Origin of the sequence: Bacillus sp. LBA3-1-1.1 (assembly GCF_040676495.1) — a bacterium.
Lineage (GTDB): Bacteria > Bacillota > Bacilli > Bacillales > Bacillaceae_G > Bacillus_A > Bacillus_A nitratireducens.
Map to the genome: position 1 here is coordinate 54,840 of NZ_JBEGIB010000004.1, position 26,492 is coordinate 81,331.

Genomic DNA, 26,492 nt, shown 5'->3' on the forward strand with positions numbered 1-26,492 from the left:
TAACTAAATATTGAAAATATATTGAATTTTTAATAATATAAAATATGTAATACATATTTTATATTAGGGGAGGAAATAAGGGATGAAAAAGAAACCGTTTAAAGTGTTATCATCAATTGCTTTGACAGCTGTTCTAGGCTTGTCACTTGGTGCTGGAAGTCAGCCTACATATGCTGAAACGCCAGAGAATAAGACAGCTACAAGCCCAGTGGATGATCACTTAATCCCAGAAGAGAGATTAGCAAATGCGCTAAAAAAACGTGGGGTAATTGATTCATCTGCTTCAGGGACAGAAACAAAGAAAGCTGTCGAAAAGTATGTAGAGAAGAAGAAGGGTGAAAATCCTGGGAAAGAAGCGGCAAATGGGGACCAACTTACGAAAGATGCATCTGACTTTTTAAAGAAAGTGAAAGATGCGAAAGCAGACACGAAAGAAAAATTAGAGCAACCAGCAAACGGGACTGCAGCAGGAGCAGGTCCAGTTAGAGGCGGCTTAAATGGGAAAGTGCCAACTTCACCTGCTAAGCAAAAAGAATATAACGGTGAAGTTCGTAAAGATAAAGTACTTGTTTTGCTTGTAGAGTACGCTGATTTCAAACATAACAATATTGATAAAGAGCCTGGTTACATGTACTCCAACGATTTTAATAAAGAGCATTATGAAAAAATGTTATTCGGTAACGAGCCGTTTACACTAGATGATGGAAGTAAAATTGAAACGTTTAAACAATATTATGAAGAGCAATCTGGTGGTAGCTATACAGTGGATGGAACAGTTACAAAATGGTTAACGGTTCCTGGTAAAGCAGCTGATTATGGTGCTGATGCTGGTACAGGTCATGATAATAAAGGACCAAAAGGACCACGTGATCTAGTAAAAGATGCATTAAAAGCAGCTGTAGATAGCGGACTTGATTTATCACAGTTTGATCAGTTCGATCAATACGATGTAAATGGTGATGGAAATCAAAATCAACCGGACGGTTTAATCGATCACTTAATGATTATTCATGCGGGTGTTGGACAAGAAGCAGGTGGCGGTAAATTAGGTGATGATGCAATTTGGTCACATCGCTGGACAGTTGGACCAAAACCATTCGCAATTGAAGGTACACAAGCGAAAGTTCCATATTGGGGCGGAAATATGGCAGCATTCGACTACACAATTGAACCAGAAGATGGCGCGGTTGGTGTATTCGCACATGAATATGGCCATGATTTAGGTCTTCCAGATGAGTATGATACACAATATAGCGGTGATGGTGAGCCGGTTGAAGCTTGGTCTATTATGAGTGGCGGTAGCTGGGCTGGTAAAATTGCTGGAACAACACCAACGAGTTTATCACCACAAAATAAAGAGTTTTTCCAAAAAACAATAGGTGGTAACTGGGCAAATATCGTAGAGGTAGATTACGAGAAATTAAATAAAGGTATCGGTCTAGCAACATACTTAGACCAAAGTGTTACGAAGTCAGATCGTCCAGGTCTGATTCGTGTTAACTTACCAGATAAAGAGGTAAAAGGAATTCAGCCTGCATTTGGTAAACAGTATTACTACAGCACAAAGGGTGATGACCTTCATACAACGATGGAAACGCCACTATTCGATTTAACGAAAGCAACGACTGCAAAATTCGATTATAAGTCATTGTATGAAATCGAAGCAGAGTACGATTTCCTTGAAGTACACGCTGTAACAGAAGACGGTCAAAAAACGTTGATTGAAAGACTTGGTGAGAAAGCAAATAGTGGAAATGCAGCTACGACAAATGGAAAATGGGTTGATAAATCATATGATTTAAGTCAATTCAAAGGTAAGAAAGTGAAACTAGTATTTGAATATATTACAGATGGTGGATTAGCGTTAAATGGATTCACACTTGATAACGCGTCACTAACTGTAGATGGAAATGTTGCATTCTCTGATGATGCAGAAGGTACACCACAATTCAAATTGGATGGTTTCGTTGCATCTAACGGAATGGATAAGAAAAAACATAACTACTATGTAGAGTGGAGAAACTATGCGGGTTCAGATAACGCATTGAAATTTGCTCGCGGTCCAGTATATAACACTGGTATGGTTGTATGGTATGCGGATTCAGCTTACACAGATAACTGGGTTGGCATACATCCAGGACATGGTTTCCTTGGTGTAGTTGACTCTCATCCAGAAGCAATTGCAGGAACTCTAAATGGCAAACCAACATTTAAAAGCAGTACGCGATTCCAAATTGCTGATTCGGCGTTCTCATTCGACAAAACGCCAGCTTGGAAAGTTGTATCTCCAACGCGTGGAACATTCGTATACGATGGATTACCAGGAGTACCGAAGTTTGATGACTCTAAAAAGTATATTAATGAGCAAATTCCAGATGCAGGACGTATTTTACCGAAGCTTGGTCTGAAGTTTGAAGTAGTAGGACAAGCTGATGATAATTCTGCAGGTGCTGTTCGTTTATACCGTTAATACAGTAAAACTACCGAGAGAATTTCTTTCGGTAGTTTTTTTGTGAGCAATGAATTTTATATAGCTGGAAAAGTCATATATAATGTAACTTTACGTATAGAAATTTGTTACATATAAAGTCTATATAAATAATGAAAGAATTGGATAAAAATAGTGGGAGAAGGTGAGTGAATGAGTATTTCTTCTATTGTAAATAAACAAAAGCAATATTTTTATAATGGATATACGAGAAGTATAGAAACAAGAAAAAATAATTTAAAAAAGCTTTATGATGGAATTCAGCGTTTTGAAGAAGAGATATTTCAAGCATTGAAATTAGATTTAAATAAGTCAGCTCATGAGTCGTTTACAACGGAAGTGGGATATGTATTAAAAGAAATTTCTTTTCAATTGAAACATATGTCATCGTGGAGTAAACCGAAGCGAGTTCGAACAGCACTAACTCATTTTGGATCAAAGGGGAAAGTAGTGCCAGAACCGTATGGTGTGACGCTTATTATCGCACCGTGGAACTATCCGTTTCAGTTAGCGATTGCACCTCTAGTAGGAGCATTGGCAGCCGGAAATACAGTTGTTTTAAAGCCGTCAGAGTTAACACCAAACGTTTCAAATGTGCTTACGAGAATGATAGAAGAGTTATTCCCAGAAGAGCTTGTATCGGTAGTAGAAGGCGGTGTGGAGGAAAGCACTGCACTTTTAAAGGAGCCGTTTGATTATATTTTCTTTACAGGTAGTGTTGGAGTCGGAAAAGTTGTGATGGAAGCAGCGGCGAAAAATTTAACGCCTCTTACGTTAGAACTTGGCGGGAAAAGTCCATGTATTGTGCATAAAGATGCGAAGCTAGATGTAACTGCAAGACGTATCGTTTGGGGCAAATTTTTAAATGCGGGACAGACGTGTGTGGCACCTGATTATATGTACGTTCATTCTTCAGTGAAAGAACAGCTAATCGAGGCATTACGACATGAAATCACGGAGCAATATGGAAAAGAGCCTTTACAAAATGACAATTACGTAAGAATTGTGAGCGATCGTCATTTTGAACGATTATGTACCTTTTTACAAGACGGTAAGCAGGTGATTGGCGGGAGTTATAAGAAAGAAACATTGCACATTGAGCCGACAGTCTTAACAAATGTTACATGGCAAAGTGCTGTTATGGAGGATGAAATTTTCGGACCAATCTTACCAATCATTGAGTATGACAAACTAGAAGATGTAATTGAAACGATTCAGCAACATCCGAAGCCGTTAGCTTTATATGTTTTTTCTGAAGATAGAAAAGTACAAGAGCAAGTGACGAATAATATCCCATATGGCGGAGGATGTATTAATGATGTTGTGTATCATCTTGCAACGCCATATTTACCTTTTGGGGGAGTGGGGAGCAGTGGATTAGGCGGCTATCATGGTGAACAAAGTTTTCGGACTTTTTCCCATTATAAAAGCATTTTGTCCCAATCTACAGCATTCGACATGAAAATTCGTTACTCTTCTACAAAAAGTGCTTTAAAATTCATACGAAAGTTGTTAAAATGATGATGGTGTTTATCAGTAGGCGTAGCCGTATGGTAATAGCCCCTTCGCAATGGAAGGGGTTTTTCTGTTCGACATATGTATCATGCGAAAATGAATCAAACATACTACATATAGAATAGAAGTGAACGCTTGCTAAATAACCATTTTTGTTTGGATCGAAACAAAAAAGAGTCTATTAGAACATAAATATTTATTCATGAATATAAAAATTAAAATTTAAGGTAGATAGGACGGGAAAATGAAAAAGATTATTAAAGTTGAAGCAGTAGAAAAACATTTTGGAAATCAAGTGATTATCCCACCTCTTTCTTTAGATATTAAAGAAGGAGAATTTTTAACAATTTTAGGGCCGAGTGGTTGCGGGAAAACGACTTTACTCCGTATGATCGCAGGATTTGAAACTCCAACTAAAGGGAATCTTTTATTAGATGATGAAAAGATTAACGATTTGCCACCATACAAGCGTCATATGAACTTAGTGTTCCAGCATTACGCACTATTCCCACATATGAATGTAGAAAAAAATATTTGTTTCGGTATGAAAATGCAAAAAGTACCAGCTGCAGAACAGAAAGAACGTGCGGAAGAGGCAATGCGTTTAACGCAGTTACTTGAATTTCGTAATCGTAAACCTTCAAAGCTTTCTGGTGGACAGCAGCAGCGTGTAGCAATTGCAAGAGCAATTGTAAATAATCCGCGTGTATTACTATTAGATGAGCCACTTGGAGCGCTTGACTTTAAGTTGCGAAAAGATTTGCAACGTGAATTGAAGAACTTACAGCGTAATTTAGGAATTACGTTCATATACGTAACGCATGATCAAGAAGAAGCGATGAGTATGAGTGATCGTATTGTTGTTATGAATAAAGGGCATATCGAACAAGTCGGCACGCCTAAAGAAATTTATAATAAGCCGAAAACATTGTTCGTTGCGACGTTCATCGGTGAAAATAATATCGTAAAAAATGGGGAAAACTATGTAGCAGTTCGCCCTGAAAACGTAAAGGTTCGTTCGGTTGAGCAATCAATTTTAAAAGAATACCATCTTGGACATATTGAAGACATTGAGTTTGTTGGAAATATGGAAAAGCTGTATGTACGTGATGAGAAAACAGCAGAATTGCTGATGGCTTATCAAACTGCTGAAGAAGCAGCGCAGTGGAACATTGGAGATAATGTATATGTAGGCTGGGAGCAAGAGGACGAGGTGACCTTAAATTGAAAAAAGGGAAATTACTCGCATTACCTACAGTCGTATGGCTGTTAATCTTCTTCCTAATTCCACTTTTATTCGTATTAGCATTTGCCTTCATGCAGCGCGGAGCATACGGGACAGTGGAAATGAAATTTACATTAGATAACATAGCGCGTGTGTTTGATCCATTATATATGGGGACGTTATGGGAAACAGTAAAAATTGCGGTTATTACGACAGTACTATGTTTATTAATTGGTTATCCATTTGCCTATACAATTACAATTGTTGATCGTAAATATCGTTCTATCCTTTTATTATTGGCAACGATTCCGTTCTGGATTAACTTCCTTGTTCGTTCATACGCATGGATTGTTATTTTACGTTCACAAGGTCTTGTAAACACATTGCTATTGAAACTAGGTATTATTAGTGAACCTTTAAATCTGCTATATAATACACCCTCTGTAATACTCGGAATGGTATATTCTTTATTACCATTTATGATTTTACCAGTGTATGCAGCGATTGAGCAGCTTGATAAGCGTAAGCTAGAGGCGGCTTATGATTTAGGAGCAACACCAGTAAAGGCATTTTGGAATGTAACGGTACCGATGACGATGTCAGGGATTGTTACTGGTTCTATTTTAGTATTCGTTTCTTCTATCGGAATGTTTGTTGTATCAGACGTTATGGGTGGATCGAAGGTAGCGTTAATCGGAAACGTAATTCAAAATCAATTCTTAGGTTCGCGTGATTGGCCGTTTGGTTCTGCGTTATCTATGATTGTTGTTCTATTCTCTATTCTGTTAATTTACTTATATTATCGTGCAACGAAAGTATATAAATATGATGGGAACGGAGGGGAATAGGCAAAGATGAAGAAGTTTCTAGTTTCTTATTCTTGGTTAATTTTATTGTTTTTGTATTTTCCAATGATGGTTTTAATGGTATATTCCTTCAACGATTCGCGCATTAATGCGGAATGGGAAGGCTTTACATTCCATTGGTATACAGATTTATTTCAAAAACAAGATGTTATTGATGCGTTTATAAATAGTATGACGATTGCAGTTATAACGACGGTTGTAACGACAATTCTTGGTGTGATTTTTGCGATTGCATTACATCGTTATAAATATCGTTTTGAAGGGGCTATTAATGGTCTTGTATACTTACCGATTCTAATTCCTGATATTTTAATGGGATTATCTTTACTAATCTTATTTAGTCAATTAGGTATGGAACTTGGACAAGTAACGATTATTATTGCGCATATTACATTCAGTATTTCATTTGTTGTTGTTATTTTAGCGGCACGTCTTTCAAGTATGGGACGTGATTTAGAAGAGGCTGCAAATGATTTAGGAGCAACACCGTGGCAAACGTTTCGCTATGTAACGTTTCCAGCAATTGCGCCGGGAGTTGTTTCAGCAGCATTATTAACATTCACATTATCAATTGATGATTTTGTAATTAGTTTCTTCGTATCAGGACCAGGATCAACAACATTGCCATTATATATTTACAGTATGGTTAAGCGCGGAGTATCACCTGAAATTAATGCTCTTTCTACAATTTTAATTGTTGTTATCGTAGGATTAATGGTTCTATCTGAAATCTTCCGTAACAAAGGTGCAGATGGTGAAGAAAACTCTGGAGGACACCTTCCTTTATAATACGAATGATATAGAAAGTACAAGGAGGTAATAAACCGATGAAATTAGTGAAGAGATTAGCTGGTGTAGCAATTAGCTTCAGTCTTGCTGCAGGTGTACTTGCTGGTTGTGGTGAGAAAAAAGAAGAATTAAACATTTATAGCTGGGCTGACAATTTTGATGAGCAAGTTTTAAGAGATTTTGAAAAGAAATATAACGTGAAAATTAACTATGATAAGTACGCAAGTAACGAAGAAATGCTTGCGAAATTACAAGCTGGTGGTGCGAATTATGACCTAATTCAGCCATCTGATTACATGGTGAAAACGATGGCGAAGATGGACTTATTAGCACCTTTAGATAAGAAGAACATCCCGAACATCGAGAATCTTGTTTCTAACTTTAAAACACCTGCGTTTGATCCAGAGAATAAGTATTCTTTAGTATATACTTGGGGTGTAACAGGAATTGCATACAATAAAAAGTATGTGAAAGAAGCACCTACAAGCTGGAATGATTTATGGAACGAGAAATATAAAGGACATGTTACTTTATTAAACGATTCTCGTGAAGTATTAGGAATGGGACTTAAGAAAAATGGTTTCTCTAATAGCACGAAAGAGGATGCACAGTTAAAGACGGCTTCAGCTGATTTGCAGAAGCTACTTCCAAACTTATTAGCATTCGATACAGATAATATTAAACAGAAATTCATTACAGAAGATGCTTGGATCGGGACAGTTTGGTCTGGAGACGCAGCATTTATCGCAAAAGATAATAAAGATGTAGAGTACGTTGTACCAAAAGAAGGCGGCACAATTTGGGCTGACACGTTAGCAATTCCAAAAGGTGCGAAAAATAAAGAGCTTGCAGAGAAGTTTATGAACTACTTATTAGATGAAAAAGTAAGTGTGAAAAACTATGAGTCAATTGGTTACAGTAATCCAAATGAAAAAGCTCATCCTCTTCACAGTAAAGAATATCGTGATAACCACATGATTTTCTTAACGAAAGAAGAATTAGATCGTACAGAATGGCTTGTTGATGTAGACGATAAGTTAAAAGACTATGATCGCTACTGGACAGAGTTAAAAACAAAAGGTAAATAAGTGAGAAGATGCGGTTTCTAAAGTAGAAATCGCATTTTTTCATAGTAGGAGGAAATCGCTTGAAGAAGAAGTTGCATCAATATGAGGGAATGTGTATCGTTTTATTATTTGTTCTATTTAGTATCATCGCTTGGAGGGTACATGTAGGTGGTGTTACAATGATGGATACATATGTCCGCGGATTAGTAAAAGGGTTACAAACGGAAAGCTCTCTTACATTTTTCTCATACTTTACAAAGATGGGATCTGAGATTGGGATCATAACTACGCTTGTTATAAGTTTGCTTGTTTTTTGGCAGAAACGTTATTATGCTGCTATGATTGTGTATCCGATGGCCATATTAACGACACATCTTGTTAATAAGGGAATAAAAGAAATTGCGAAAAGAGACCGCCCATCATTAAATGAGGCACTTGACGCACTTGGGTATAGCTTCCCAAGTGGACATGCAATGTTATCTATTATGACATTCGGGTTTCTTGCTTATATCATTGCGGCAAATTTGAAGAGTGTAACTGGGAAATATGTTATAACGATTTTGATGGGAATATTAATTTTATCGATTGGATTAAGTAGAGTTATTTTAAATGTTCATTACCCGACTGATATTTTAGCTGGTTACTGCGCAGGTGGCATTTTGTTAATCATTGCAATTTATTGTCATCGTTTGCTTACCGAGAGATTGGGACTTAATAACGAGAGATAAAAAAAACGTCTAGAAAAACTAGTATTATAGTTTTCCTAGACGTTTTTTGTTTATAGGGAGATGTGATACAGTATAAATGACAAGTGAATTATATAAAGTAGGTGAAAATGTGTGAAAACCAATATACATAAAATTGATAAGTGGGGGAAGTTAGGCGCTTTTTTGTATCAATTTCGTTATACAGTAATCGTCGTATTACTACTACTCGCAATAGCACTCGGTATTTTTGCTCCAAAGCTTCCGGGAGTATTAGGTGGTGATGGTTTCCAAACAGAAGGGGATTATCAAAAGACGAAAGAAATTTTAGATAAAGATTTTAAGCAGTCTCAAGATACGCTTTTACTCGTTTTTGAGAAAGAAAAGAATGCTTCTCAAGAGGAGTTTCAAAAGCGTATAGATGGAATTATAAATCACGTTCAAGAGAAGGAAACATACGAATCTTTCCATCATCCGATGCAAAATAAAGAGATGCTAAAAGATGATATCGGTTATGCGACGATATTATTTTCCGGGAAAACAAATAAAGAACGAATGGAAAAGACATTACAATTCGCTGAAAAAATTGAGAAGGAAAGTAATGCAGTATTAAAAGTAACACCGACAGGATATCCGAAAATTAATCAAGAGATTAATGAAAGGACGCAAAATGATTTAAAAGTAGCAGAGATGATTGGTTTACCTATTGCTTTTCTCGTACTATTATTCTCATTTGGTAGTCTGCTTGCGTCTATTTTGCCGATTTTAAATGGCGTACTTAGTGTAATTAGTACGATGGGGATTTTATATTTTATAGGTAGCGATAAAGAGTTATCTATTTTTGTATTAAATGTTGCACCGATGATTGGGCTTGCATTATCAATTGATTTTGCACTGTTATTTGTAAATCGCTTTCGAGAGGAAGTGGCGAAGAGAACAGTGAAAGAAGCGATAGCGACTACGTATCAAACGGCAGGGCGTGCTATCGTATTTTCAGGGTTATGTGTATTCGTCGGTTTATCAGGTTTATTTTTCTTTAAGATTGATTATATTCAGTCTGTTGCTATTAGCGGGATGATTGTCGTTATTATGAGCATTTTATTTTCGCTCACACTTCTTCCGGCGCTATTATCTTTAATTGGTAAAAGGATATTAAAAAAGAATCAGGCGGCGCCTACGCCATCAAATGTATGGCGTAAATTTGCACAGTTTGTAATGAAACATCCAATCGTCATGATTATTGCCGTTACAGCATTTATTGTTATTTGTTTATTACCGCTACGTACAGCTAACTTGCAGTTTCCTGGTGTTGAAGCGTTACCTGAAAAGAGTGACACAAGGGTTGCTTATGAGAAATATGAAGAAGCATTTAATAAAACTGTCAAAACACATGCTGATGTTACATTAGTAGTAGAGACGAAGAAAGATATGACAGCAAAAGAAAGCTTACAAAAGGTAGAAGGTGTTATTCAAAAGTTAAAAGATGATAAGCAAGTATATAAGGTGAAAAGTGTATATGACGAGCTAAATGGAATGAAAGCAGATCAAGTTGCTGGGATGTTACAATCACCAGAAGCTGCGAAAATAGCTCCTATATTTGAAGCGTATACGAAAGAGAATAAGACAACAATTGAAGTCTTTTTGGATACGAAACCTCGTACAGAAACTGCTAAACAATGGGTTCGTGATTTCAAAAATAATTATAAAGAAAACGATGTTACTTATTATTTAGGCGGGATGACAACGTTCCAACAAGAGTTAGAAGATGAAATTAAAGATAAAGTTGCAATTGGTATGTCTGTTATATTTGGGTCAACCTTTGTCATTTTATTATTCGCATTCCGTTCTATACTCATTCCAATTAAAGCAATTATTATGAACGTACTTAGTTTAAGTGCAACAATTGGAATTGTTATTTGGTTGTTTGAAGGTGGACATTTCGGATTAGAAGAGAGCTCGGTTTTATTTGTATTACCCATTTTCATTTTCGGCCTCGTATTTGGACTTAGTATGGATTATGAAGTATTTCTTATTTCACGTATTCATGAGTTGTATGAGGAAACAGGAGATAACGACCAAGCAACGTTAGAAGGGCTTGTATCAACAAGCCGTATCATTACATCCGCTGCTTTAATTATGATTGTTGTTACCGGTGCGTTTGCATTTACAGATATTTTACCAGTAAAGCAGATGGGGATTGGGGTTGCACTAGCCATATTTCTTGATGCAACAATTATTCGCCTTATGCTCGTACCAAGTTTAATGAAATTGTTTGGAGATTGGAACTGGTGGTTACCATTCCGAAAGAAAAAAGAAAAATCGTCCTAAAAAATACTCATCTATAAGGTGAGTATTTTTTTATGAATAGCAAGGCCTATATTTTGCAAATAGTATGTGATAAGAACATTACATACAAGTAGGTGAAGGCAATGTTTCGTTATTTTAAGTTTAAGCTAAATGATACAGTACAGTTTGCTGAAAAAGATGGGCATATGTATCGCATTGTCGGTTATCGGTTAGAAAAAGGATTTTATCCAAAAGATGAATGGACTCATATCATTTATGAACTGCTTAGAGAATTTGATGGGTATACGATGGATGCGGAAGAAGAGGAACTTGTAAAGGTCATTCAAGTAGAGGATGAGTATTACAAAATACAAGAAGTATCGGGGTATCGTTATCCAGTAAAAATGAAGCAAAAGCAGCAAGTTATGAAAGAAGAGAAGATAGACGACTTATTAGATACATACAACGACTATAAACGATTGGCAGATTTCTTTAAAGATTTATCGTATGAACAAAAAGCTGAAGCAGTATTGCAAGAAATGAAAAGGATTAGAGCATGAGGGGGCAGTCTATTATAAGACTGTCTTCTCTTTTTGACGGTGCATCAAAGTGTGTTTTCCGTTACAATGAGAGAATCAATAGAAATAAGGTGATACAGTATGGAAACAAAGAAAAAGGGCGAATGGTGTGAAATTACGGTTCCAGCGATATGGAATAGTATAAGCATTGAATCGCTGTTAAAAGTAGAATGGGAAGTGCCAAAAAAGTTATTACATCAGCTTCGTATGGAAAAAGGTATTACGGTTAACGGAGAACAGAGGAGATGGGATGAACTTTTAAAAGAAGGAGATAAGTTACAAGTTCATATGTTTATGGAGGAGGAGTACGGCGTAGATCCAGAATATGGTGAATTAGATGTAGTGTATGAAGACGATCACGTACTCATTGTAAATAAGCCCGAGCAAATGGATACACATCCATCTGAAAAAAATGGGGCGGGAACACTTGCTAATCTTGTTGCTTTTCATTTTCAAATGCAAGGTTTAGAGACGAAGGTTCGCCATATTCATAGGTTAGACAAAGATACGACAGGTGGTGTTGTATTCGCAAAACATAGAATTGCGGGTGCAATTATGGATCGTTTATTAATGGAACGGAAAATTAAAAGAACGTATGCGGCACTTGTTGAAGGAAAAGTAAAGAAGAAGCAAGGGACAATTGATGCAGCTATCGGAAGAGATCGACATCACGCTACGAGACGCCGTGTTTCTCCAAAGGGAGACCAAGCTATAACATATTATAAAGTAGAGAAATATTTTAACAAACAAAATGCTACGCTCGTAACGTTACAGTTAGAAACCGGTAGAACGCATCAAATTCGTGTTCATATGAGCTATAATGGAAATCCGTTAGTTGGGGATGTATTATATGGCGGACAAACAAAATACATGTCTCATCAAGCGCTACATGCGATGAAGATTAATTTTTTGCATCCAATTACGAAAGAAGAGATCATGGTTGACGTACCCTTCCCTGCAAAATTAAACAATACAATGAAAAAATTTGAAAGAGAAAACGGGTAAAGTGTAAGTTGAAAATTGAAAAAGGTAGATTTTTGCAGGAGTTTCTCTAAAAGAGGCGAAGCCGTTAAGAGAAAAGAGAGGTGAGAATCACTTGGTCAAATATAAATATGTGCTAGGAATATTTTTCGCTTGTCTTTTACTTACTCTATGCATCTATCCATACTTACCAACTCGTATGGCAGTGCATTGGAACGAGAATGGTGTAGCGAATGAGTTTATAAGTAAACAAGTTGTCGTGTTATCTCTGCCTGTCCTTATTATTTTTTTACATGGATTCGTGTATATTATTTCACATAATATATATAAGTTTAACGAAGGAGAGCATTTTATTGTAAGCGAATTTATAAAGAGTATTACTTTATTTATGTTGTTTATCCATATGCTTATTCTTTTTATTAATTTGAGAAGTATTATATTCTTTCAGACAGGACTAACGATTGGAATTAGTATGTTTCTTTTTATGCTTAGTAAGGTGTTTAAAAAGGTGAAGGATACAGAGAAAGAACCGATCAAATTACAAAAAATCCGTTTAGTTAGTAGGCGAATCTTTCAAGTGATGGCATGTAGCATATTATTTTCATTGCTTTTGAGCCTGGAATGGGGATTTTATGTATTAATTAGTGTGATAAGCTTCGGGTCTATTTTATTTATGTTCTACATTTTATATTCGTACATAATAGAAAGTTATGAAATTTAAAAAAGAGTCTTCTCCTAATGAGAAGACTCTTTTAATCTATTTATTTCGTAATAAATTGTTGTGTCCAGTAGTTGCCGCTTTCTACATAGCCAACACCGATATGAGTGAAGCCGCTATTTAAGATGTTTGCACGGTGTCCAGCACTGTTCATCCAAGCTTGTACAACTTCTTCTGGAGTACGTTGACCTTGGGCGATGTTTTCACCTGCAGATTTATAAGAAATACCAAATTTCTTCATCATGTCAAACGGAGACCCGTATGTAGGGCTGTTATGATCAAAGTAGTTGTTTTTTTGCATATCTTCAGACTTAATGCGTGCTACTTTGCTTAATTCAGTATCAATTTGTAATGCTGGTAAGCCTTGTTTTGTACGCTCTGCGTTTGTTAATTCAACAACACGTTGTTCGAATTCGCTTAAAGATTTTGCTTCTTCAGCAGGCTTTTGCTCAGCTGGTTTTTGTTCAGCAGGTTTTTGAGTATTGTTGTTTTCAGCAGGTTTTTGAGCTTCTGGTTTTTGAACTTCTTCAGCAGGCTTTTGCTCAACTGGTTTTTGCTCAGCAGGCTTTTGAGTTTCTGGCTTAGCTGTTGGTTGTTCAGTCACAACATTTTCAGTAGGCTGTTGACCAGGAATGAAGCAATCTTGTTGGAATTGTCCTTGATTCCATTGTGCTAATGATTCAACTCCCATAGATTGTAAGAATGCTTGTAATTCTTGTTGGCTCATTTGCTTCATCATCATTTTTGAATGCTGAATATTTTGAACCTTTATGTTAGATGGTTGTACTGTTGCAGCTTGTGCATCTAAAGAAGATACTCCTAAAGTAAGAGCTGTTGCAGCAGCTACAGATAATAAAACACGCTTTTTCATGATGTGTGTCCCCCTATATAAAGTTTTAATTTGTTTTCACACGATTTGTTTTTGACAGCCTGTCTGACTGACAAATTCATCGTAGCATACAATTTACAAGAAAAAAGATGGAAAAAAATTCATAGACTTCAAAATTACCTAATTTATCCTAAGGGAAGAAAAGGGCGGAAATAAGAGAAACATAGAGTATAAAAGGAATTTTCAGCATTTTTATACTTCATTTTAAGAGGGGGTTTTTGGATAAAGTTACCTAAATAGAAAATGAAGAATCCTATTGTATCAATGGTTTGAGCGATTTTTCGAGGAATATAATGGATTGATTTTTACGAAACTGTAATGTTTCTGTTGTTCTTTTTTATAATAAAGTAACATATTTTTAATGTTGTAGCAGACAAAAAAGCGGCTATCTCTTTACATAGACGAAGGAGATAGCCGTTTTCCTATTATTACGTATGTTACGAGTTATTACGAGTTGGTTTCAATTGCTTCTAATAATAGATCTACAATGTGAATTCCTCTCATTTTATGAGAAAGGTCTTCACGTTCGATACCTAGTTTCATTTGTAATAGACAACCTGGATTTGCAGTAACAATTGTCGTTGCATCTGTTTCATGCACACGTTCCATTTTGTAATCTAGGAATTCCATTGATAACTCTGAATGAACAATGTTGTAAATACCAGCAGAACCACAGCAGCGGTCCGCATCTTTCATTTCACGGTATGTTGCACCTTGAATGGCTTCTAGTAACATACGAGGTTCTGAGGATGTTCGCATAACGTTACGTAAATGACAAGAGTCTTGATACGTAATGATTTGCGGCGTGAGTCGTAAGTCATTACGTTTATGGAAATCTAATTCTACTAGTATAGCGGTAATATCTTTAATTTTAGAAACAAACTGCTTTGCACGTTCAGCCCACTTTGGATCATCTTTTAAAAGATAATCATAGTCTACGAGGTAAGCTCCGCAACCACCTGCATTCGTAATAATATAGTCGATGTTTAAATCTTCAAATGCTTTTATATTTCGTTTCGCTAATTCTTTTGCTCCACTTTTCTCACCAGCATGCCCATGTAATGCACCGCAGCAACTTTGTGTTTTCGGAATAACGATATCGCAACCAGCTAACTGAAGAAGTTTCATCGTTGCGTTATTTGTTTCTAAAAACATCGTATCCATTAAACAACCTGTGAAGAATGCAACTTGTTTCTTCTTTGTCACCTCAGCAGGTAAAAATTCAGGACGATCTTTCATTGCTTTCATTTTAGGGACTTTTGGTAAAACGAGATCCATCGTTGCAAGTGTTTCAGGAAATAACTTCATAATCCCTGTTTTATGTGTTAGCATTTGTAAACCAGACCGCTGGTAAAATCCGATTAGTCCTGTTAATGTTCTCATTCGGTTTTGATGAGGGAATAGTCCTTCAAAAACGACTTTACGAACGGCTCTCACTGGCACTGAGAATTTTTTATTTTGATTAATAATATCACGAGCTTCTTCTAATAAATGTCCATAATTCACACCAGATGGACAAACAGGTTCACAAGCACGGCAGCCAAGGCAAACATTTAATGTATTTTCAACATCCTCATCCGGCTCAATTAAACCATCGACGACGGCTTTCATTAATGCGATACGTCCGCGTGGTGAATGCGATTCTTTATACCCAGATTGAATGTAAGTAGGGCAAGTTGGTAAACAAAAGCCGCATCGCATACAGTTTAGTAGTTCATCTTCACTTAATCGTTCTTTAAATTCCTTTTGAATGTTTTCTGTATTTAATGTCGTCATCGTTCAACCACCACTCTTTTACGAGAGTCTTTCGCGAACATTTTACCTGGATTCATAATGTTATTTGGATCGAAGGCTTGTTTAATTCCTTGCATAGCTGCAATACCCTCTTTACCTAATTTCATTTCTAAATAAGGAGCTTTCATCGCGCCAACACCATGTTCACCAGTAATTGTGCCACCAAGTTCAATTGCTTTCGCAAATATTTCAGCAAAAGCTTGTTCAGCTCGGTGCATTTCTTCTTCATTACGGGCATCTGTCATACAAGTTGGGTGTAAGTTGCCGTCACCAGCATGACCAAAAGTACAAATAGGAATATTATATTTCTTTGCAATTGCATTAATTGCTTCTACCATTGGAGCAATTTGTGAACGTGGTACCGTTGCATCTTCTAATATTGTAGTAGGCTTTAATCTTGCAAGTGCTGATAGTGCACTACGACGTGCTGTACGAAGCGCATCTGCTTCCGCTTCATCTTTTGCAACGCGAACATCGACTGCATTCATAGAACGACAAACGTTAGCCATTTTTTCAATATCTCGATTGACAACTTCGGGCGGGCCATCTTGTTCAATTAATAAAATTGCCTTGACGTCAGTTGGTAAACCGATTTGTGCAAACTCTTCTACAACTTCAATTGTCGGTTGATCTAAAAACTCAAGTGTCGCAGGAATGATTTTATTTGCAATAATAGAAGAAACAGCACGTGCAGCTTCGTTAATATCTTCATATAGTGCGAGCATTGTTTTCTTCGTTTCAGGCATAGGAACAAGTTTTAATATCGCTTCCGTAACAACACCAAGTGTTCCTTCAGAACCGATAAATAGACGAGTTAAATCGTAACCAGCTACATCTTTTGCTAATTTACCGCCAGTATGAATGATATCGCCGTTTGGTAAGACAAGCTCAAGCCCCATTACATAATCACGTGTTACGCCATATTTTAACCCGCGCAATCCACCTGAGTTTTCATTAATGTTACCGCCGATTGTAGAAATTTTCATAGAGCTTGGATCTGGTGGATAAAATAAACCTTTTTCTTCTACTGCATTAATAATATCAAGTGTAATAACACCAGCTTGTACAGTAATTGTTAAATTCTCTTCGTCAATTTCTAAAATATTGTTCATATGGCGGAAAATAAGAACAATGCCGCCTTCAAGTGGACACGTTCCAGCACAAAGATTTGTTCCAGACCCGCGAACATATACAGGAATTTTATGAGTGTTACACACTTTTAACACGTCTGCTACTTCATTTGTATTACGAGGAGCAATGACTGCATCAGGCATCGCTTGGAAGTTTGGAGTGGCATCATAACTATAAGTTAAACGCCCCATATTGGATGTATCTACATTATCTTCGCCAACAATGGATACGAATGAATCAATAATTTGCTTTTCTAACATTGGAAATCCCCCTCAAACTGTTAACGTATTTAGTAATAATAAAAAACGTTGTAACAGTGCTTTCATTATAATGATAAAAAAGTCAGGGGATTCTTTCTATGTGTAATCATCTAAAGATTAATCTGTTTTATCGTTCTTTTTTGTATGATTATCTAATAATAGAAGTGCAAAGTATAAAACATTTAAATCTTTGAATTGTTTTGGGTCAAGTTCTGTATGTTCCTCAATCTTTTTTAACCTGTAATGCAATGTGTTAATGTGTATATGTAATTGCTGAGCTGTTTGCTTATAGGATTGGTTATAATCAATAAATAAACGTAAAGTGTGCATCAGTTCAGGAGATGATATTAAGTTTTCGATGGTACGCTCTAGAAACTGTTCCCGCGTTTCAGTTGAAATATCTTGTAAGCACATTTCTAAACGTAAATCTTCATTAAATACAATTTTTTTCGTTTCAAGTGATACTGAAAGAGCTTGTAATGCTTGTTCGTACGATAAGTTCATATTGCTTGGTGTAACTGTTTGCCCAATCCCGATATATAAAGTAATAGAAAATAAAGTTTCACAGTCTTGTTTTAATCGTTTTAAAAATTGATAAGTTTGCTCTTTGGAGCTTATCGTCGTAAATAAGATGAATCGATCATTTCCCCAGCGAACAAAGAGATGCTCCTTTGTTAATATATTGCGTACGTGTTGCCAAATTTTACGCTGAAGCATCGTGTCATTTTGATCGATAGAGAACAAAATAAGTTGTTTCTTCTTATATAAATCAATACCAAGTGTTTTTGCACGATCGAAAAAACTTGGAGACCAGTCTGTATTTTGAAGCCAATCAAAAACAAATGCTTCATAAGAACGGTGCTCAAGTTCTAGCTGTTCTAAAAAGTAATTTTCATGAATTAATAGTTCGGTCATTTTACGTAATATCTCTCCATATTGGGAAATGTTTTCAGGTTCTCCTGTGATTCCAATAACACCGATTACTTCATCATGGAATAGCAAAGGAAGATTCATCCCCGCCTTTACGCCTTGCAGTCGCCTTTCATCTTCTTTGGTAATAATGACAGTCTTTTTTTGTTTCGCACAGCGGAGTGCGCCTTCATGAAATTGACCGATTCTTTCTGCATCTGTACTTGCGATAATAACGCCTTGTATATTAATGATAATAATATTTTCTGTAATTAGTCTGCGTACTTCCCGTACAATTTTATTCGCTAAATCAGGAAAAAGCATAATTTGCACACCTCAAATTCTATTTGTTGTACATTATATATGTAAGTTTATTAATAAAGGAAGATTTCACATTTTCCACACATTTATTTGTTATTTTACAATTATAACGAAATCATCCGAAGATGGAGGGAATCTTTTGAGAAAGTTTATTTTTCTTCTCTGTTTTTTATTTCTATTAGTAGGGTGTCAAGGAAGTTCATATACACCAATTGCTAAAGATAAAAATGTTATTATAACAACGAATATAAAAGAAGGTAGTATTAGTTTTATTGATAAAAAATCTAAAAAGTTAATCACGACATGGGAATTAAATGAACCGATGGCAGGAATTGCACTACTTCCAAATGATGAGGAAATACTTGTATATGGCAAGCAGTTAGAATATATGTATGTATACTCACTAACAGAAGGAAGACAGGTGGACAAATATAAGACTGGAAAAGGAATTGTGAATGTAGTCGTATCAGAAGACAAAAAACAATTATTTGCTGCCGATCAAAATGCTCAAAAGGTAAGGTTCTTTACGATAAAAGGGAAAGAGACAGGGAGTGTTTCAACAGGAAAAGGACCAATAACGATGGTAGAGTATGATAAACGATTAACTGTGCTAAACTTTTATGATACGAAACTAACGACAATTGATACAAAGAAAAAAGAGGTTATACAATCCTTTATGATTCCCCCAGCATCAACGGGAGCAACGGTTAGCGCTGATGGGAAAGAAATATGGATTGGTGGACATGGTGATGGAAGTCAAGTGAATGAGAAAGTATTAGTGTATTCTTTACAGAGCGGAGAGATGGTGCGTTCTTTACATGCTCCGTTTATGCCTGTGAATATAACAAAGGATGATAAGTATGTATATGCGCTAAGTCACGGTTCAAATACGCTAAGAAAGTTTGATGTTAGCACGTATCAAGAGGTAGCTTCTGTAGAAGTAGGATCGAACCCATTTTCATTTTTGAAAAGCGGAGCAGAAGGGTATGTAGCTAGTTATGATGGCGATGAAGTATGCGTTATGGATATGAAGAATATGAAAATAAAACAAACAATTAAAGTCGGAAAAGGACCGTTTCAACTCATAGAGAGAGAAGGGGAAGGGCAATGAGTAAATATAAAGTGCTAGTTGTAGATGACGAAAGTGATATGAGACAACTTGTCGGAATGTACTTAGATAACTTCGGATACGAGTGGGGAGAAGCTGAAAATGGAAAAGAAGCACTTCGAAAATTAGAGAATGATCATTATGATTTCGTCGTACTAGATATAATGATGCCAGAGATGGATGGACTTTCAGTTTGTAAAGAGATTCGAAAAACATCGGATGTACCGATTATATTTTTAACAGCAAAAGGTGAAGAGTGGAATAGAGTAAATGGCTTACGTATGGGAGCCGATGATTATATTGTAAAGCCATTTAGTCCCGGGGAATTAATTGCTCGCATGGAAGCTGTACTAAGACGGTATACAAAGCAAGAGCAGCAAGAGGAGATTCAATTTGGCCCAATCCTTATTAATGAAAAAAGTAGACGAATTGAGACGGATGGACAAGCAGTGTCACTTACAGTTAAAGAGTTTGATTTACTATATTTTCTTTGTCAACATAATGGACAAGTATTTAGTCGGGAGCAATTACTTGAAAAGGTATGGGGATATGATTATGCAGGAAGTACAAGAACAGTAGATACGCATGTGAAAACGATGCGTCTAAAGCTCGGAGAAAGTGGAAACTACATTCAAACCGTTTGGGGTGTAGGTTATAAATTTGAGGTGTAACGTATGTTTACGATGGTACAAAAGCTTTGGCTTACAGTAGTATGTGCAGTATGTGTAACAGTTTCTTTTCTTTATTTTGTATCTTTATACTCATATGAAAAGCTATACGTGGACAATTTAAAAGATTCATTAGTAATGGAAGGGAAGCGTCTTGCTACGCAATATGATAAAAATGAAGGAGTATCCACTTTTGAAGAGAAAGTAAGAGCATACGATCAAATATCTAGTTCAGATGTTCTTTTCGTGTATAATCCGCGTGATTTAAGTGCATGTTTGCCTTTCGATGTGCACCACCATTCTCTTATAAGTGAAGGGGATAGACAGTCACTATTAGATGGGGAAACTGTGACTAAGATAGGGTATGAAGAACATTTTAATCGCAATATTATGGGTGTTGTCATTCCTGTTTTAGATAATAAAAAATTAGTTGGTATTGTATACTCCTATATTCCTTTAAAAAGTATAAAAGATTTAATATTTGATATGGGCCTTATTTTAGCACCGTTAGCACTTGCTATGATTCTAATTACAGTATGGATTGGTAGAAAAATTATTATTGCTATTACAAGACCGCTTTCGCAAATGGAACGGGTTGCAAATCATTTGGCTACTGGAGATTTCTCAGAGCGGATTACAATTTCTTCAGAAGATGAAATTGGACGATTGGGAAAAGCGTTTAATAAAATGGCAAATTCTTTAGAAACAGAAGATGTAAAGCGTAAGGAGTTTTTAGCTAATGTTTCGCATGAGCTTAGAACACCACTTAGTTATATTAAAGGATATAGTGAAGCTATTTTAGATGGTGTGGCAAAGGGGCCGCAGCAGGAAAAAGTAACGCAACTCATCCATAAAGAAGCAGATCGCATGCAGCGCCTCGTTCATGATTTATTAGATTTAGCGCAGCTAGAAGGTGAACACTTTCCTCTAAAGAAACAACCTATCGTTTTTTCACAGCTTATTGAAGACGTACTTGATACGTACGAGTTACAGTTTATAGAAAAAAAACTTCGTATTTCAACGGATTTAAATCCTGAAATTATCGTAATGATTGATGATGATCGTATGCAACAAGTACTTCATAATGTGTTAGATAATGCGATACGTTATACAAATCAAAACGGGGATATCATAATAACATTAAAGCAAATTGATGATTACTGTGAATTGCACATAAAAGATACAGGAATAGGTATTGATACAGAGCATTTAGAAAATCTCGGAGAACGCTTTTACCGAGTAGATAAAGCGAGAAGTCGTCAACATGGTGGAACAGGTTTAGGCCTTGCAATTGTAAGGCAAATTGTTCATATACATGATGGTGAGTGGAGAATAGAAAGTGAAAAAGGTAAGGGAACGACAGTTGTTATTAAATTAAAAGTACAAGATGAGGAGAGCATGTTCTAATTCCGGAGACATGCTCTTTATAGTTACACGGAAATATATTAATTAATATCTAACAAATATCAAAAATTTGACTATTTTATGAACAAAACATTTGTACTTCTTACTAATTCGTTCTAAAATAGTTATGGATGTTAATTTCTTATAAAACGTTACAATTGTTGTTTGGAAGATACTGAGGTGATTTAACTGGAGTACAAATCTATTAAACCAAAAAAAATTTACGAAGAAGTATCTGAAGCTATTTTAACAATGATTAAAAATGGTACGTTAAAACCTGGTGACAAGCTACTCCCTGTTCATCAATTAGCAGAGCAGTTTCAAGTTGGCAGATCTGCAGTTCGTGAAGCGCTAAGTGCGCTCAGAGCAATGGGCTTAATTGAAATGAAACAAGGGGAAGGTACATATGTAAAGAATTTCGATTCTTCTTCATTAACAAAATCATTAAATAATAAGTTATTAATGAAGAAAGAGGATATTTTGAATTTATTAGAAGTACGGAAGGTGCTTGAAGTGGGGGCAGTTCGAGCAGCTGCGGCAAAACGTACGGATGATAATTTGCAAAATATGAAACATTGGTTAGATGAAATGGCAAAAAGCATTGGAGATGAAAAAGCTGGTGAAAAAGCAGACTTTCAGTTCCATATGGGAATCGCACAATCTTCGCATAATAGCATCTTACTTGAGCTCATGAATCATGTTTCAGAGATGATTGCTGAAACAATTGGTGAATCAAGACGCATTATTTTATATGGTGAACAAACAACATCAGAACGACTTTTAGAGGAGCATCAATCTATATATGATGCGGTGTTAAAGCAAGATGTGGAATTAGCGCAGCAAGCGATGCTAGATCATTTAACAAATGTAGAACATATTGTCACAGGTAAAAGCGATATAAATTCGTAATTTAATCTTTTAAAAATCTAATTTTCTGATAAAATAGAGAGAGATTAAGTAAGCGTTTTCTTTGGAAGAGGGAGAGGATAGGCCATGGTTGAGCCTACTTCTTCTAGTCTTAGTCATCTGATGACCATATGATTGTTGGCGAAGTTGTAATGAGGGGGAATTATAGTTATGAAAGTTACTTTATTTGTTACTTGTTTAGTCGATATGTTTGAAACAAACGTCGGTAAAGCAACAGTTGAAGTATTGGAGCGTTTAGGTTGTGAAATTGAATTTCCAGAAGCACAAGTTTGTTGTGGTCAGCCTGCTTATAATAGCGGCCATGTAGAAGCAGCAAAAGAAGCGATGAAACATATGATTGAAACTTTCGAAGATGCAGAATATATCGTCACGCCATCTGGCTCTTGTGCGACAATGTTTCATGAGTATCCGCATGTTTTTAAAGATGATCCAAAATGGGCTAAACGTGCACAAAAGGTTGCTGATAAAACATATGAATTTACACAATTTATTGTAGATGTTTTAAAAGTTACAGACGTTGGTGCAAGTTTACCAGGGATTGCTACTATTCATAAATCCTGTCATATGACACGCCTACTCGGAGTAAAAGAGGCACCAGGGATTTTATTATCAAACGTAAAAGGATTAACTGTAAGAAAACTTCCAAACGAGCAAAATTGTTGTGGGTTTGGGGGAACGTTTTCAGTTAAGATGACACCTATTTCTGAGCAAATGGTGGATGAAAAAGTAGATAGTGTAATGGAAACAGGTGCTGATTATTTAATTGGTGCAGATTGTGGGTGTTTGTTAAACATTGGCGGACGTATTGAGCGTTTAGGTAAAGAAGTAAAAGTAATGCATATTGCTGAGGTACTGAATAGTCGCTCATAAAGGGGGAACATAAGCTATGTCTATGAAAATCAGTGAGAAAAAATTTAATGATCGCGTAGGCGATGGAATTCAAGATTCGTTTATGCGCGGAGCGGTATCTTCTGCACAAACGAGATTATATACAAATCGATTAAAAGCAGCGGACGAATTAGGAAACTGGGAAGAGTGGCGTGAACTAGGTGAACAAATTCGTCAACATACGTTAGAGAATCTTGATTATTATTTAATGCAGTTAAGTGAAAATGTATCAAAAAGAGGCGGTCACGTTTACTTTGCAAAAACGAAAGAGGATGCGGCAAAGTACATTCAAGACGTTGCGAAAAAGAAACAAGCGAAAAAAGTTGTAAAATCAAAATCAATGGTAACTGAAGAAATTAGTATGAACCATGCGCTTGAAGAAATTGGTTGTGAAGTGTTAGAAAGTGACTTAGGAGAGTATATCTTGCAAGTAGATAACGATCCACCTTCACATATTATTGCGCCTGCACTTCATAAAAATAGAACGCAAATTCGCGATGTGTTTAAAGAAAAACTTGGCTATGAAAATTCTGATGATCCATACGAAATGACAAAGTTTGTTCGTAAACAACTTCGTGAAAAATTTATGGATGCGGAAATTGGTGTAACAGGTTGTAACTTCGCTGTTGCAAATACTGGCTCTCTTTGTTTAGTAACGAACGAAGGTAATGCCGATCTTGTTATGTCGATTCCGAAAACTCAAATTGCAGTAATGGGTATGGAACGTATGGTTCCGACAATGGAAGAATTAGATGTTTTAGTTGGTTTACTATGTCGTAGTGCAGTAGGTCAAAAATTAACAAGTTATGTAACAGTAGCAGGACCAATTCAAGAGGAAGAGGTAGATGGACCAGAAGAGTTTCATTTAGTCGTTGTTGATAATGGCCGCTCTCAAATTCTTGGATCGGAATTCCGTTCAGTATTGCAATGTATTCGTTGTGCTGCTTGTGTTAACGTATGTCCTGTATATCGTCACGTTGGTGGACATTCATACGGTTCTATATATTCAGGACCAATCGGTGCAGTGTTAACACCACTTCTAGGTGGATATGATGATTACAAAGAGCTTCCTTATGCATCTAGTTTATGCGGAGCATGTACAGAAGCTTGTCCAGTAAAAATTCCATTGCATGATTTATTATTAAAACATCGTCAAGTTATCGTTGAGCAAGAAGGCCGCGCGCCACTTGCAGAAAAATTAGCAATGAAAATGTTTAGTATGGGTGCTTCTTCAGCAGCTTTATATAAAATGGGATCAAAAATGGCACCAGCAGCAATGAGTCCATTTACATCGGGCAACCGTGTATCAAAAGGTGTTGGGCCACTTAAAAACTGGACAGATATTCGTGAATTCCCGGCTCCAAGTAAAGAAAGATTCCGTGATTGGTATAAAGATCATAAGAAAGGCGGGGACAAATAATGACAGGATTAATTCAAAACCGTGAGTCCTTTCTAGATAATATCGCAAAAGAACTTGGACGCGCGCGTAAAACAGAAGGCGTAGTACGTCCAGCATGGAAAAGTAATGTGAATGTAGAAACGTTAAAAGACTATTCACAAGAAGAATTGTTAGAAGTATTTAAAAATCAATGTACAAACATTCATACAACTGTTGTGGAAACGACAAACGACCGTTTACGTGAAGATATTCAAAAGGTAATCGTTGAAAACGGCGGGGGACCTATTATGTTATCAGCAGATGAACGTTTTGATTCCTATGGATTGACTTCTTTATTTAAGGAAGAGCTTCCAAAGCGAGATGTTGAAGTAAATGTATGGGATCCTGAGAAAAAAGAAGAGAATATGCGTATAGCGGAAAAAGCGAATATTGGAATCGCATTTAGTGATTATACTTTAGCTGAATCTGGTACGATTGTTGTACAGAGTCATAAAGGTCAAGGGCGTTCTTTACACTTTTTACCGACTGTATACTTTGCTATTATTCCACGTGAAACACTTGTACCTCGTATTACACAAGCAGTTCAACATATGAATTCTCGTGTAGAAAAAGGTGAAGCAGTCGCATCTTGTATTAACTTTATTACAGGACCAAGTAACTCTGCGGATATTGAAATGAATCTTGTTGTTGGAGTACACGGACCATTAAAAGCAGTATATTTCATCGTATAAAATAGGGGAAAGCAGGCCGTAAAACGGCCTGCTTTTTTAATAGAATAAAGATAATATGAAGTAGAAGTTCTCTCCTTTTTTTGTTATGTTCTTTTGGAAAGGAGAGGAAGGGATGTTCACTTATTTATATGCATTGTTAATGGGTATGGTGTTTGGTTCTTTTTTTATGGTGATTGCGATGAGAGTTCCAGTAGGGGAATCTATTATTACACCGCGTTCGTACTGTCATTACTGCAAGTATACGTTACAGCCGAAAGAACTGATTCCAATCATTTCATTTTGTATGCAGAAAGGGCGTTGTACGAGTTGTAAAAGAAAAATCTCAAGTTTGTACATAGTATTTGAATTCGTTACAGGGAGTTTATTTTTTCTTACTGTATATGTAATTGGAATAGAACAGGAGCTCATCATCATTTTATCGCTCATTTCTTTACTGCTTATTATTTCAGTTACAGATTTAGTATATATGTTAATACCTAATCGTATTTTAATTTGGTTTGCTTTTTTGCTTATTTTAGAATGTATTTTTGTACCGTTAGTTACTTGGATAGATAGTATAGCTGGCAGTGGAATTATATTTATTTTGTTATATTGCATGCAAAAGATTTATCCAGCGGGTCTTGGCGGAGGTGATGTGAAATTACTTTCATTACTCGGATTTATAATAGGAGTGAAAGGCATTTTTATAACTTTATTTTTAGCATCTTGCTTTAGTCTTTGCTTTTTCGGAATAGGTATAGCGCTAAAACGTATAAAGATAAGAACCCCAATTCCGTTTGGACCTTTTATTAGCCTTGGAGCAATATGTTACGTGTTGGTTACATATGCAAAATAGAGGGGAGATAG

Annotated in this window: 23 protein-coding genes; 19 read left to right on the forward strand and 4 right to left on the reverse strand. The window is 36.2% G+C overall.

Annotated elements, in window-relative coordinates:
* Positions 1 to 82: 82 nt before the first annotated feature.
* From inhA1 to MRBLBA3_RS04960, 11 genes are all read left to right on the forward strand, one after another.
* Positions 83 to 2,470 (forward strand): M6 family metalloprotease immune inhibitor InhA1, encoded by a 2,388-nt coding sequence (inhA1, locus tag MRBLBA3_RS04910; protein ID WP_212089698.1) that lies wholly within the window; start codon positions 83 to 85, stop codon positions 2,468 to 2,470.
* Between the two features lie 171 nt (positions 2,471 to 2,641).
* Positions 2,642 to 4,009, forward strand: coding sequence for an aldehyde dehydrogenase (locus MRBLBA3_RS04915; RefSeq protein WP_000028363.1), 1,368 nt, complete (start codon positions 2,642 to 2,644; stop codon positions 4,007 to 4,009).
* A 238-nt stretch (positions 4,010 to 4,247) separates the two neighbouring features.
* Complete coding sequence (gene potA, locus MRBLBA3_RS04920) at positions 4,248 to 5,231, forward strand: spermidine/putrescine ABC transporter ATP-binding protein PotA (protein WP_000720327.1); 984 nt, start codon at positions 4,248 to 4,250, stop codon at positions 5,229 to 5,231.
* Positions 5,228 to 6,076: a spermidine/putrescine ABC transporter permease PotB gene (potB, locus tag MRBLBA3_RS04925; protein ID WP_000715507.1), complete on the forward strand. Its 849-nt coding sequence runs from the start codon at positions 5,228 to 5,230 to the stop codon at positions 6,074 to 6,076. The genes potA and potB overlap by 4 nt, the downstream gene beginning before the upstream one ends.
* A gap of 6 nt (positions 6,077 to 6,082) precedes the next feature.
* Entirely contained in the window at positions 6,083 to 6,883 is an 801-nt protein-coding gene (gene potC / locus MRBLBA3_RS04930) for a spermidine/putrescine ABC transporter permease PotC (protein WP_000714188.1), read from the forward strand.
* A 38-nt stretch (positions 6,884 to 6,921) separates the two neighbouring features.
* Positions 6,922 to 7,971, forward strand: a complete 1,050-nt coding sequence (gene potD, locus MRBLBA3_RS04935) for a spermidine/putrescine ABC transporter substrate-binding protein PotD (RefSeq protein ID WP_000780027.1) — start codon at positions 6,922 to 6,924, stop codon at positions 7,969 to 7,971.
* A 59-nt stretch (positions 7,972 to 8,030) separates the two neighbouring features.
* Positions 8,031 to 8,678 carry a phosphatase PAP2 family protein gene (locus MRBLBA3_RS04940; RefSeq protein ID WP_363380008.1) on the forward strand — a complete coding sequence of 216 codons (648 nt, stop codon included), beginning with the start codon at positions 8,031 to 8,033 and terminating at the stop codon, positions 8,676 to 8,678.
* Positions 8,679 to 8,789: 111 nt separating this feature from the next.
* Entirely contained in the window at positions 8,790 to 10,982 is a 2,193-nt protein-coding gene (locus MRBLBA3_RS04945; protein ID WP_097811504.1) for an MMPL family transporter, read from the forward strand.
* A 101-nt stretch (positions 10,983 to 11,083) separates the two neighbouring features.
* On the forward strand, positions 11,084 to 11,500 hold the full coding sequence (locus MRBLBA3_RS04950; protein ID WP_000490287.1) for a hypothetical protein: 417 nt from the start codon (positions 11,084 to 11,086) through the stop codon (positions 11,498 to 11,500).
* Positions 11,501 to 11,599: 99 nt separating this feature from the next.
* Complete coding sequence (locus MRBLBA3_RS04955; protein WP_000448330.1) at positions 11,600 to 12,523, forward strand: RluA family pseudouridine synthase; 924 nt, start codon at positions 11,600 to 11,602, stop codon at positions 12,521 to 12,523.
* Positions 12,524 to 12,614: 91 nt separating this feature from the next.
* On the forward strand, positions 12,615 to 13,220 hold the full coding sequence (locus tag MRBLBA3_RS04960; RefSeq protein ID WP_000241837.1) for a DUF1648 domain-containing protein: 606 nt from the start codon (positions 12,615 to 12,617) through the stop codon (positions 13,218 to 13,220).
* 40 nt (positions 13,221 to 13,260) lie between these two features.
* Here the strand turns inward: MRBLBA3_RS04960 and MRBLBA3_RS04965 are convergent, their stop codons facing one another.
* The 4 genes from MRBLBA3_RS04965 to MRBLBA3_RS04980 form a co-directional block, all read right to left on the reverse strand.
* Positions 13,261 to 14,088, reverse strand: coding sequence for a CAP domain-containing protein (locus MRBLBA3_RS04965; RefSeq protein ID WP_000747564.1), 828 nt, complete (start codon positions 14,086 to 14,088; stop codon positions 13,261 to 13,263).
* Positions 14,089 to 14,553: 465 nt separating this feature from the next.
* On the reverse strand, positions 14,554 to 15,882 hold the full coding sequence (locus tag MRBLBA3_RS04970) for a (Fe-S)-binding protein (RefSeq protein ID WP_363380014.1): 1,329 nt from the start codon (positions 15,880 to 15,882) through the stop codon (positions 14,554 to 14,556).
* Positions 15,879 to 17,291, reverse strand: coding sequence for a glycolate oxidase subunit GlcD (gene glcD / locus MRBLBA3_RS04975; protein WP_098318841.1), 1,413 nt, complete (start codon positions 17,289 to 17,291; stop codon positions 15,879 to 15,881). Before glcD ends, MRBLBA3_RS04970 begins: the two co-directional genes overlap by 4 nt.
* Positions 17,292 to 17,408: 117 nt before the next feature.
* Positions 17,409 to 18,524, reverse strand: coding sequence for a CdaR family transcriptional regulator (locus tag MRBLBA3_RS04980; protein WP_000898648.1), 1,116 nt, complete (start codon positions 18,522 to 18,524; stop codon positions 17,409 to 17,411).
* A 136-nt stretch (positions 18,525 to 18,660) separates the two neighbouring features.
* On the opposite strand from MRBLBA3_RS04980, the gene MRBLBA3_RS04985 reads away from it, so the two are divergent.
* From MRBLBA3_RS04985 to MRBLBA3_RS05020, 8 genes are all read left to right on the forward strand, one after another.
* Positions 18,661 to 19,632, forward strand: coding sequence for a YncE family protein (locus MRBLBA3_RS04985; protein WP_001224546.1), 972 nt, complete (start codon positions 18,661 to 18,663; stop codon positions 19,630 to 19,632).
* Complete coding sequence (locus MRBLBA3_RS04990) at positions 19,629 to 20,300, forward strand: response regulator transcription factor (protein WP_000049755.1); 672 nt, start codon at positions 19,629 to 19,631, stop codon at positions 20,298 to 20,300. Before MRBLBA3_RS04985 ends, MRBLBA3_RS04990 begins: the two co-directional genes overlap by 4 nt.
* Positions 20,301 to 20,303: 3 nt before the next feature.
* The gene (locus MRBLBA3_RS04995; RefSeq protein WP_000494809.1) at positions 20,304 to 21,704 is read left to right on the forward strand and encodes a sensor histidine kinase; all 1,401 of its coding nucleotides are present in this window, start codon (positions 20,304 to 20,306) and stop codon (positions 21,702 to 21,704) included.
* A 216-nt stretch (positions 21,705 to 21,920) separates the two neighbouring features.
* Complete coding sequence (locus tag MRBLBA3_RS05000) at positions 21,921 to 22,610, forward strand: FadR/GntR family transcriptional regulator (protein WP_255257118.1); 690 nt, start codon at positions 21,921 to 21,923, stop codon at positions 22,608 to 22,610.
* A 168-nt stretch (positions 22,611 to 22,778) separates the two neighbouring features.
* Positions 22,779 to 23,498 (forward strand): (Fe-S)-binding protein, encoded by a 720-nt coding sequence (locus tag MRBLBA3_RS05005; protein ID WP_000869146.1) that lies wholly within the window; start codon positions 22,779 to 22,781, stop codon positions 23,496 to 23,498.
* Between the two features lie 16 nt (positions 23,499 to 23,514).
* On the forward strand, positions 23,515 to 24,936 hold the full coding sequence (locus MRBLBA3_RS05010; RefSeq protein ID WP_000061921.1) for a LutB/LldF family L-lactate oxidation iron-sulfur protein: 1,422 nt from the start codon (positions 23,515 to 23,517) through the stop codon (positions 24,934 to 24,936).
* The gene (locus MRBLBA3_RS05015; protein WP_098561720.1) at positions 24,936 to 25,646 is read left to right on the forward strand and encodes a LutC/YkgG family protein; all 711 of its coding nucleotides are present in this window, start codon (positions 24,936 to 24,938) and stop codon (positions 25,644 to 25,646) included. Before MRBLBA3_RS05010 ends, MRBLBA3_RS05015 begins: the two co-directional genes overlap by 1 nt.
* Before the next feature lie 112 nt (positions 25,647 to 25,758).
* Positions 25,759 to 26,481 (forward strand): prepilin peptidase, encoded by a 723-nt coding sequence (locus tag MRBLBA3_RS05020; protein WP_000495727.1) that lies wholly within the window; start codon positions 25,759 to 25,761, stop codon positions 26,479 to 26,481.
* Positions 26,482 to 26,492 lie beyond the last annotated feature (11 nt).

What these genes read in the sequence shown, in the direction of transcription:
- MRBLBA3_RS05020 (WP_000495727.1), top strand. Translation starts at nt 25,759, where the DNA reads ATGTTCACTTATTTATATGCATTGTTAATGGGTATGGTGTTTGGTTCT.
- glcD (WP_098318841.1), bottom strand. Translation starts at nt 17,291, where the DNA reads ATGTTAGAAAAGCAAATTATTGATTCATTCGTATCCATTGTTGGCGAA.
- MRBLBA3_RS04955 (WP_000448330.1), top strand. Translation starts at nt 11,600, where the DNA reads ATGGAAACAAAGAAAAAGGGCGAATGGTGTGAAATTACGGTTCCAGCG.
- potC (WP_000714188.1), top strand. Translation starts at nt 6,083, where the DNA reads ATGAAGAAGTTTCTAGTTTCTTATTCTTGGTTAATTTTATTGTTTTTG.
- MRBLBA3_RS05010 (WP_000061921.1), top strand. Translation starts at nt 23,515, where the DNA reads ATGTCTATGAAAATCAGTGAGAAAAAATTTAATGATCGCGTAGGCGAT.
- potD (WP_000780027.1), top strand. Translation starts at nt 6,922, where the DNA reads ATGAAATTAGTGAAGAGATTAGCTGGTGTAGCAATTAGCTTCAGTCTT.
- MRBLBA3_RS04965 (WP_000747564.1), bottom strand. Translation starts at nt 14,088, where the DNA reads ATGAAAAAGCGTGTTTTATTATCTGTAGCTGCTGCAACAGCTCTTACT.
- MRBLBA3_RS04980 (WP_000898648.1), bottom strand. Translation starts at nt 18,524, where the DNA reads ATGCTTTTTCCTGATTTAGCGAATAAAATTGTACGGGAAGTACGCAGA.
- inhA1 (WP_212089698.1), top strand. Translation starts at nt 83, where the DNA reads ATGAAAAAGAAACCGTTTAAAGTGTTATCATCAATTGCTTTGACAGCT.
- MRBLBA3_RS04950 (WP_000490287.1), top strand. Translation starts at nt 11,084, where the DNA reads ATGTTTCGTTATTTTAAGTTTAAGCTAAATGATACAGTACAGTTTGCT.
- potA (WP_000720327.1), top strand. Translation starts at nt 4,248, where the DNA reads ATGAAAAAGATTATTAAAGTTGAAGCAGTAGAAAAACATTTTGGAAAT.
- MRBLBA3_RS04990 (WP_000049755.1), top strand. Translation starts at nt 19,629, where the DNA reads ATGAGTAAATATAAAGTGCTAGTTGTAGATGACGAAAGTGATATGAGA.
- MRBLBA3_RS05015 (WP_098561720.1), top strand. Translation starts at nt 24,936, where the DNA reads ATGACAGGATTAATTCAAAACCGTGAGTCCTTTCTAGATAATATCGCA.
- MRBLBA3_RS05005 (WP_000869146.1), top strand. Translation starts at nt 22,779, where the DNA reads ATGAAAGTTACTTTATTTGTTACTTGTTTAGTCGATATGTTTGAAACA.
- MRBLBA3_RS04995 (WP_000494809.1), top strand. Translation starts at nt 20,304, where the DNA reads ATGTTTACGATGGTACAAAAGCTTTGGCTTACAGTAGTATGTGCAGTA.
- MRBLBA3_RS04970 (WP_363380014.1), bottom strand. Translation starts at nt 15,882, where the DNA reads ATGACGACATTAAATACAGAAAACATTCAAAAGGAATTTAAAGAACGA.
- MRBLBA3_RS04915 (WP_000028363.1), top strand. Translation starts at nt 2,642, where the DNA reads ATGAGTATTTCTTCTATTGTAAATAAACAAAAGCAATATTTTTATAAT.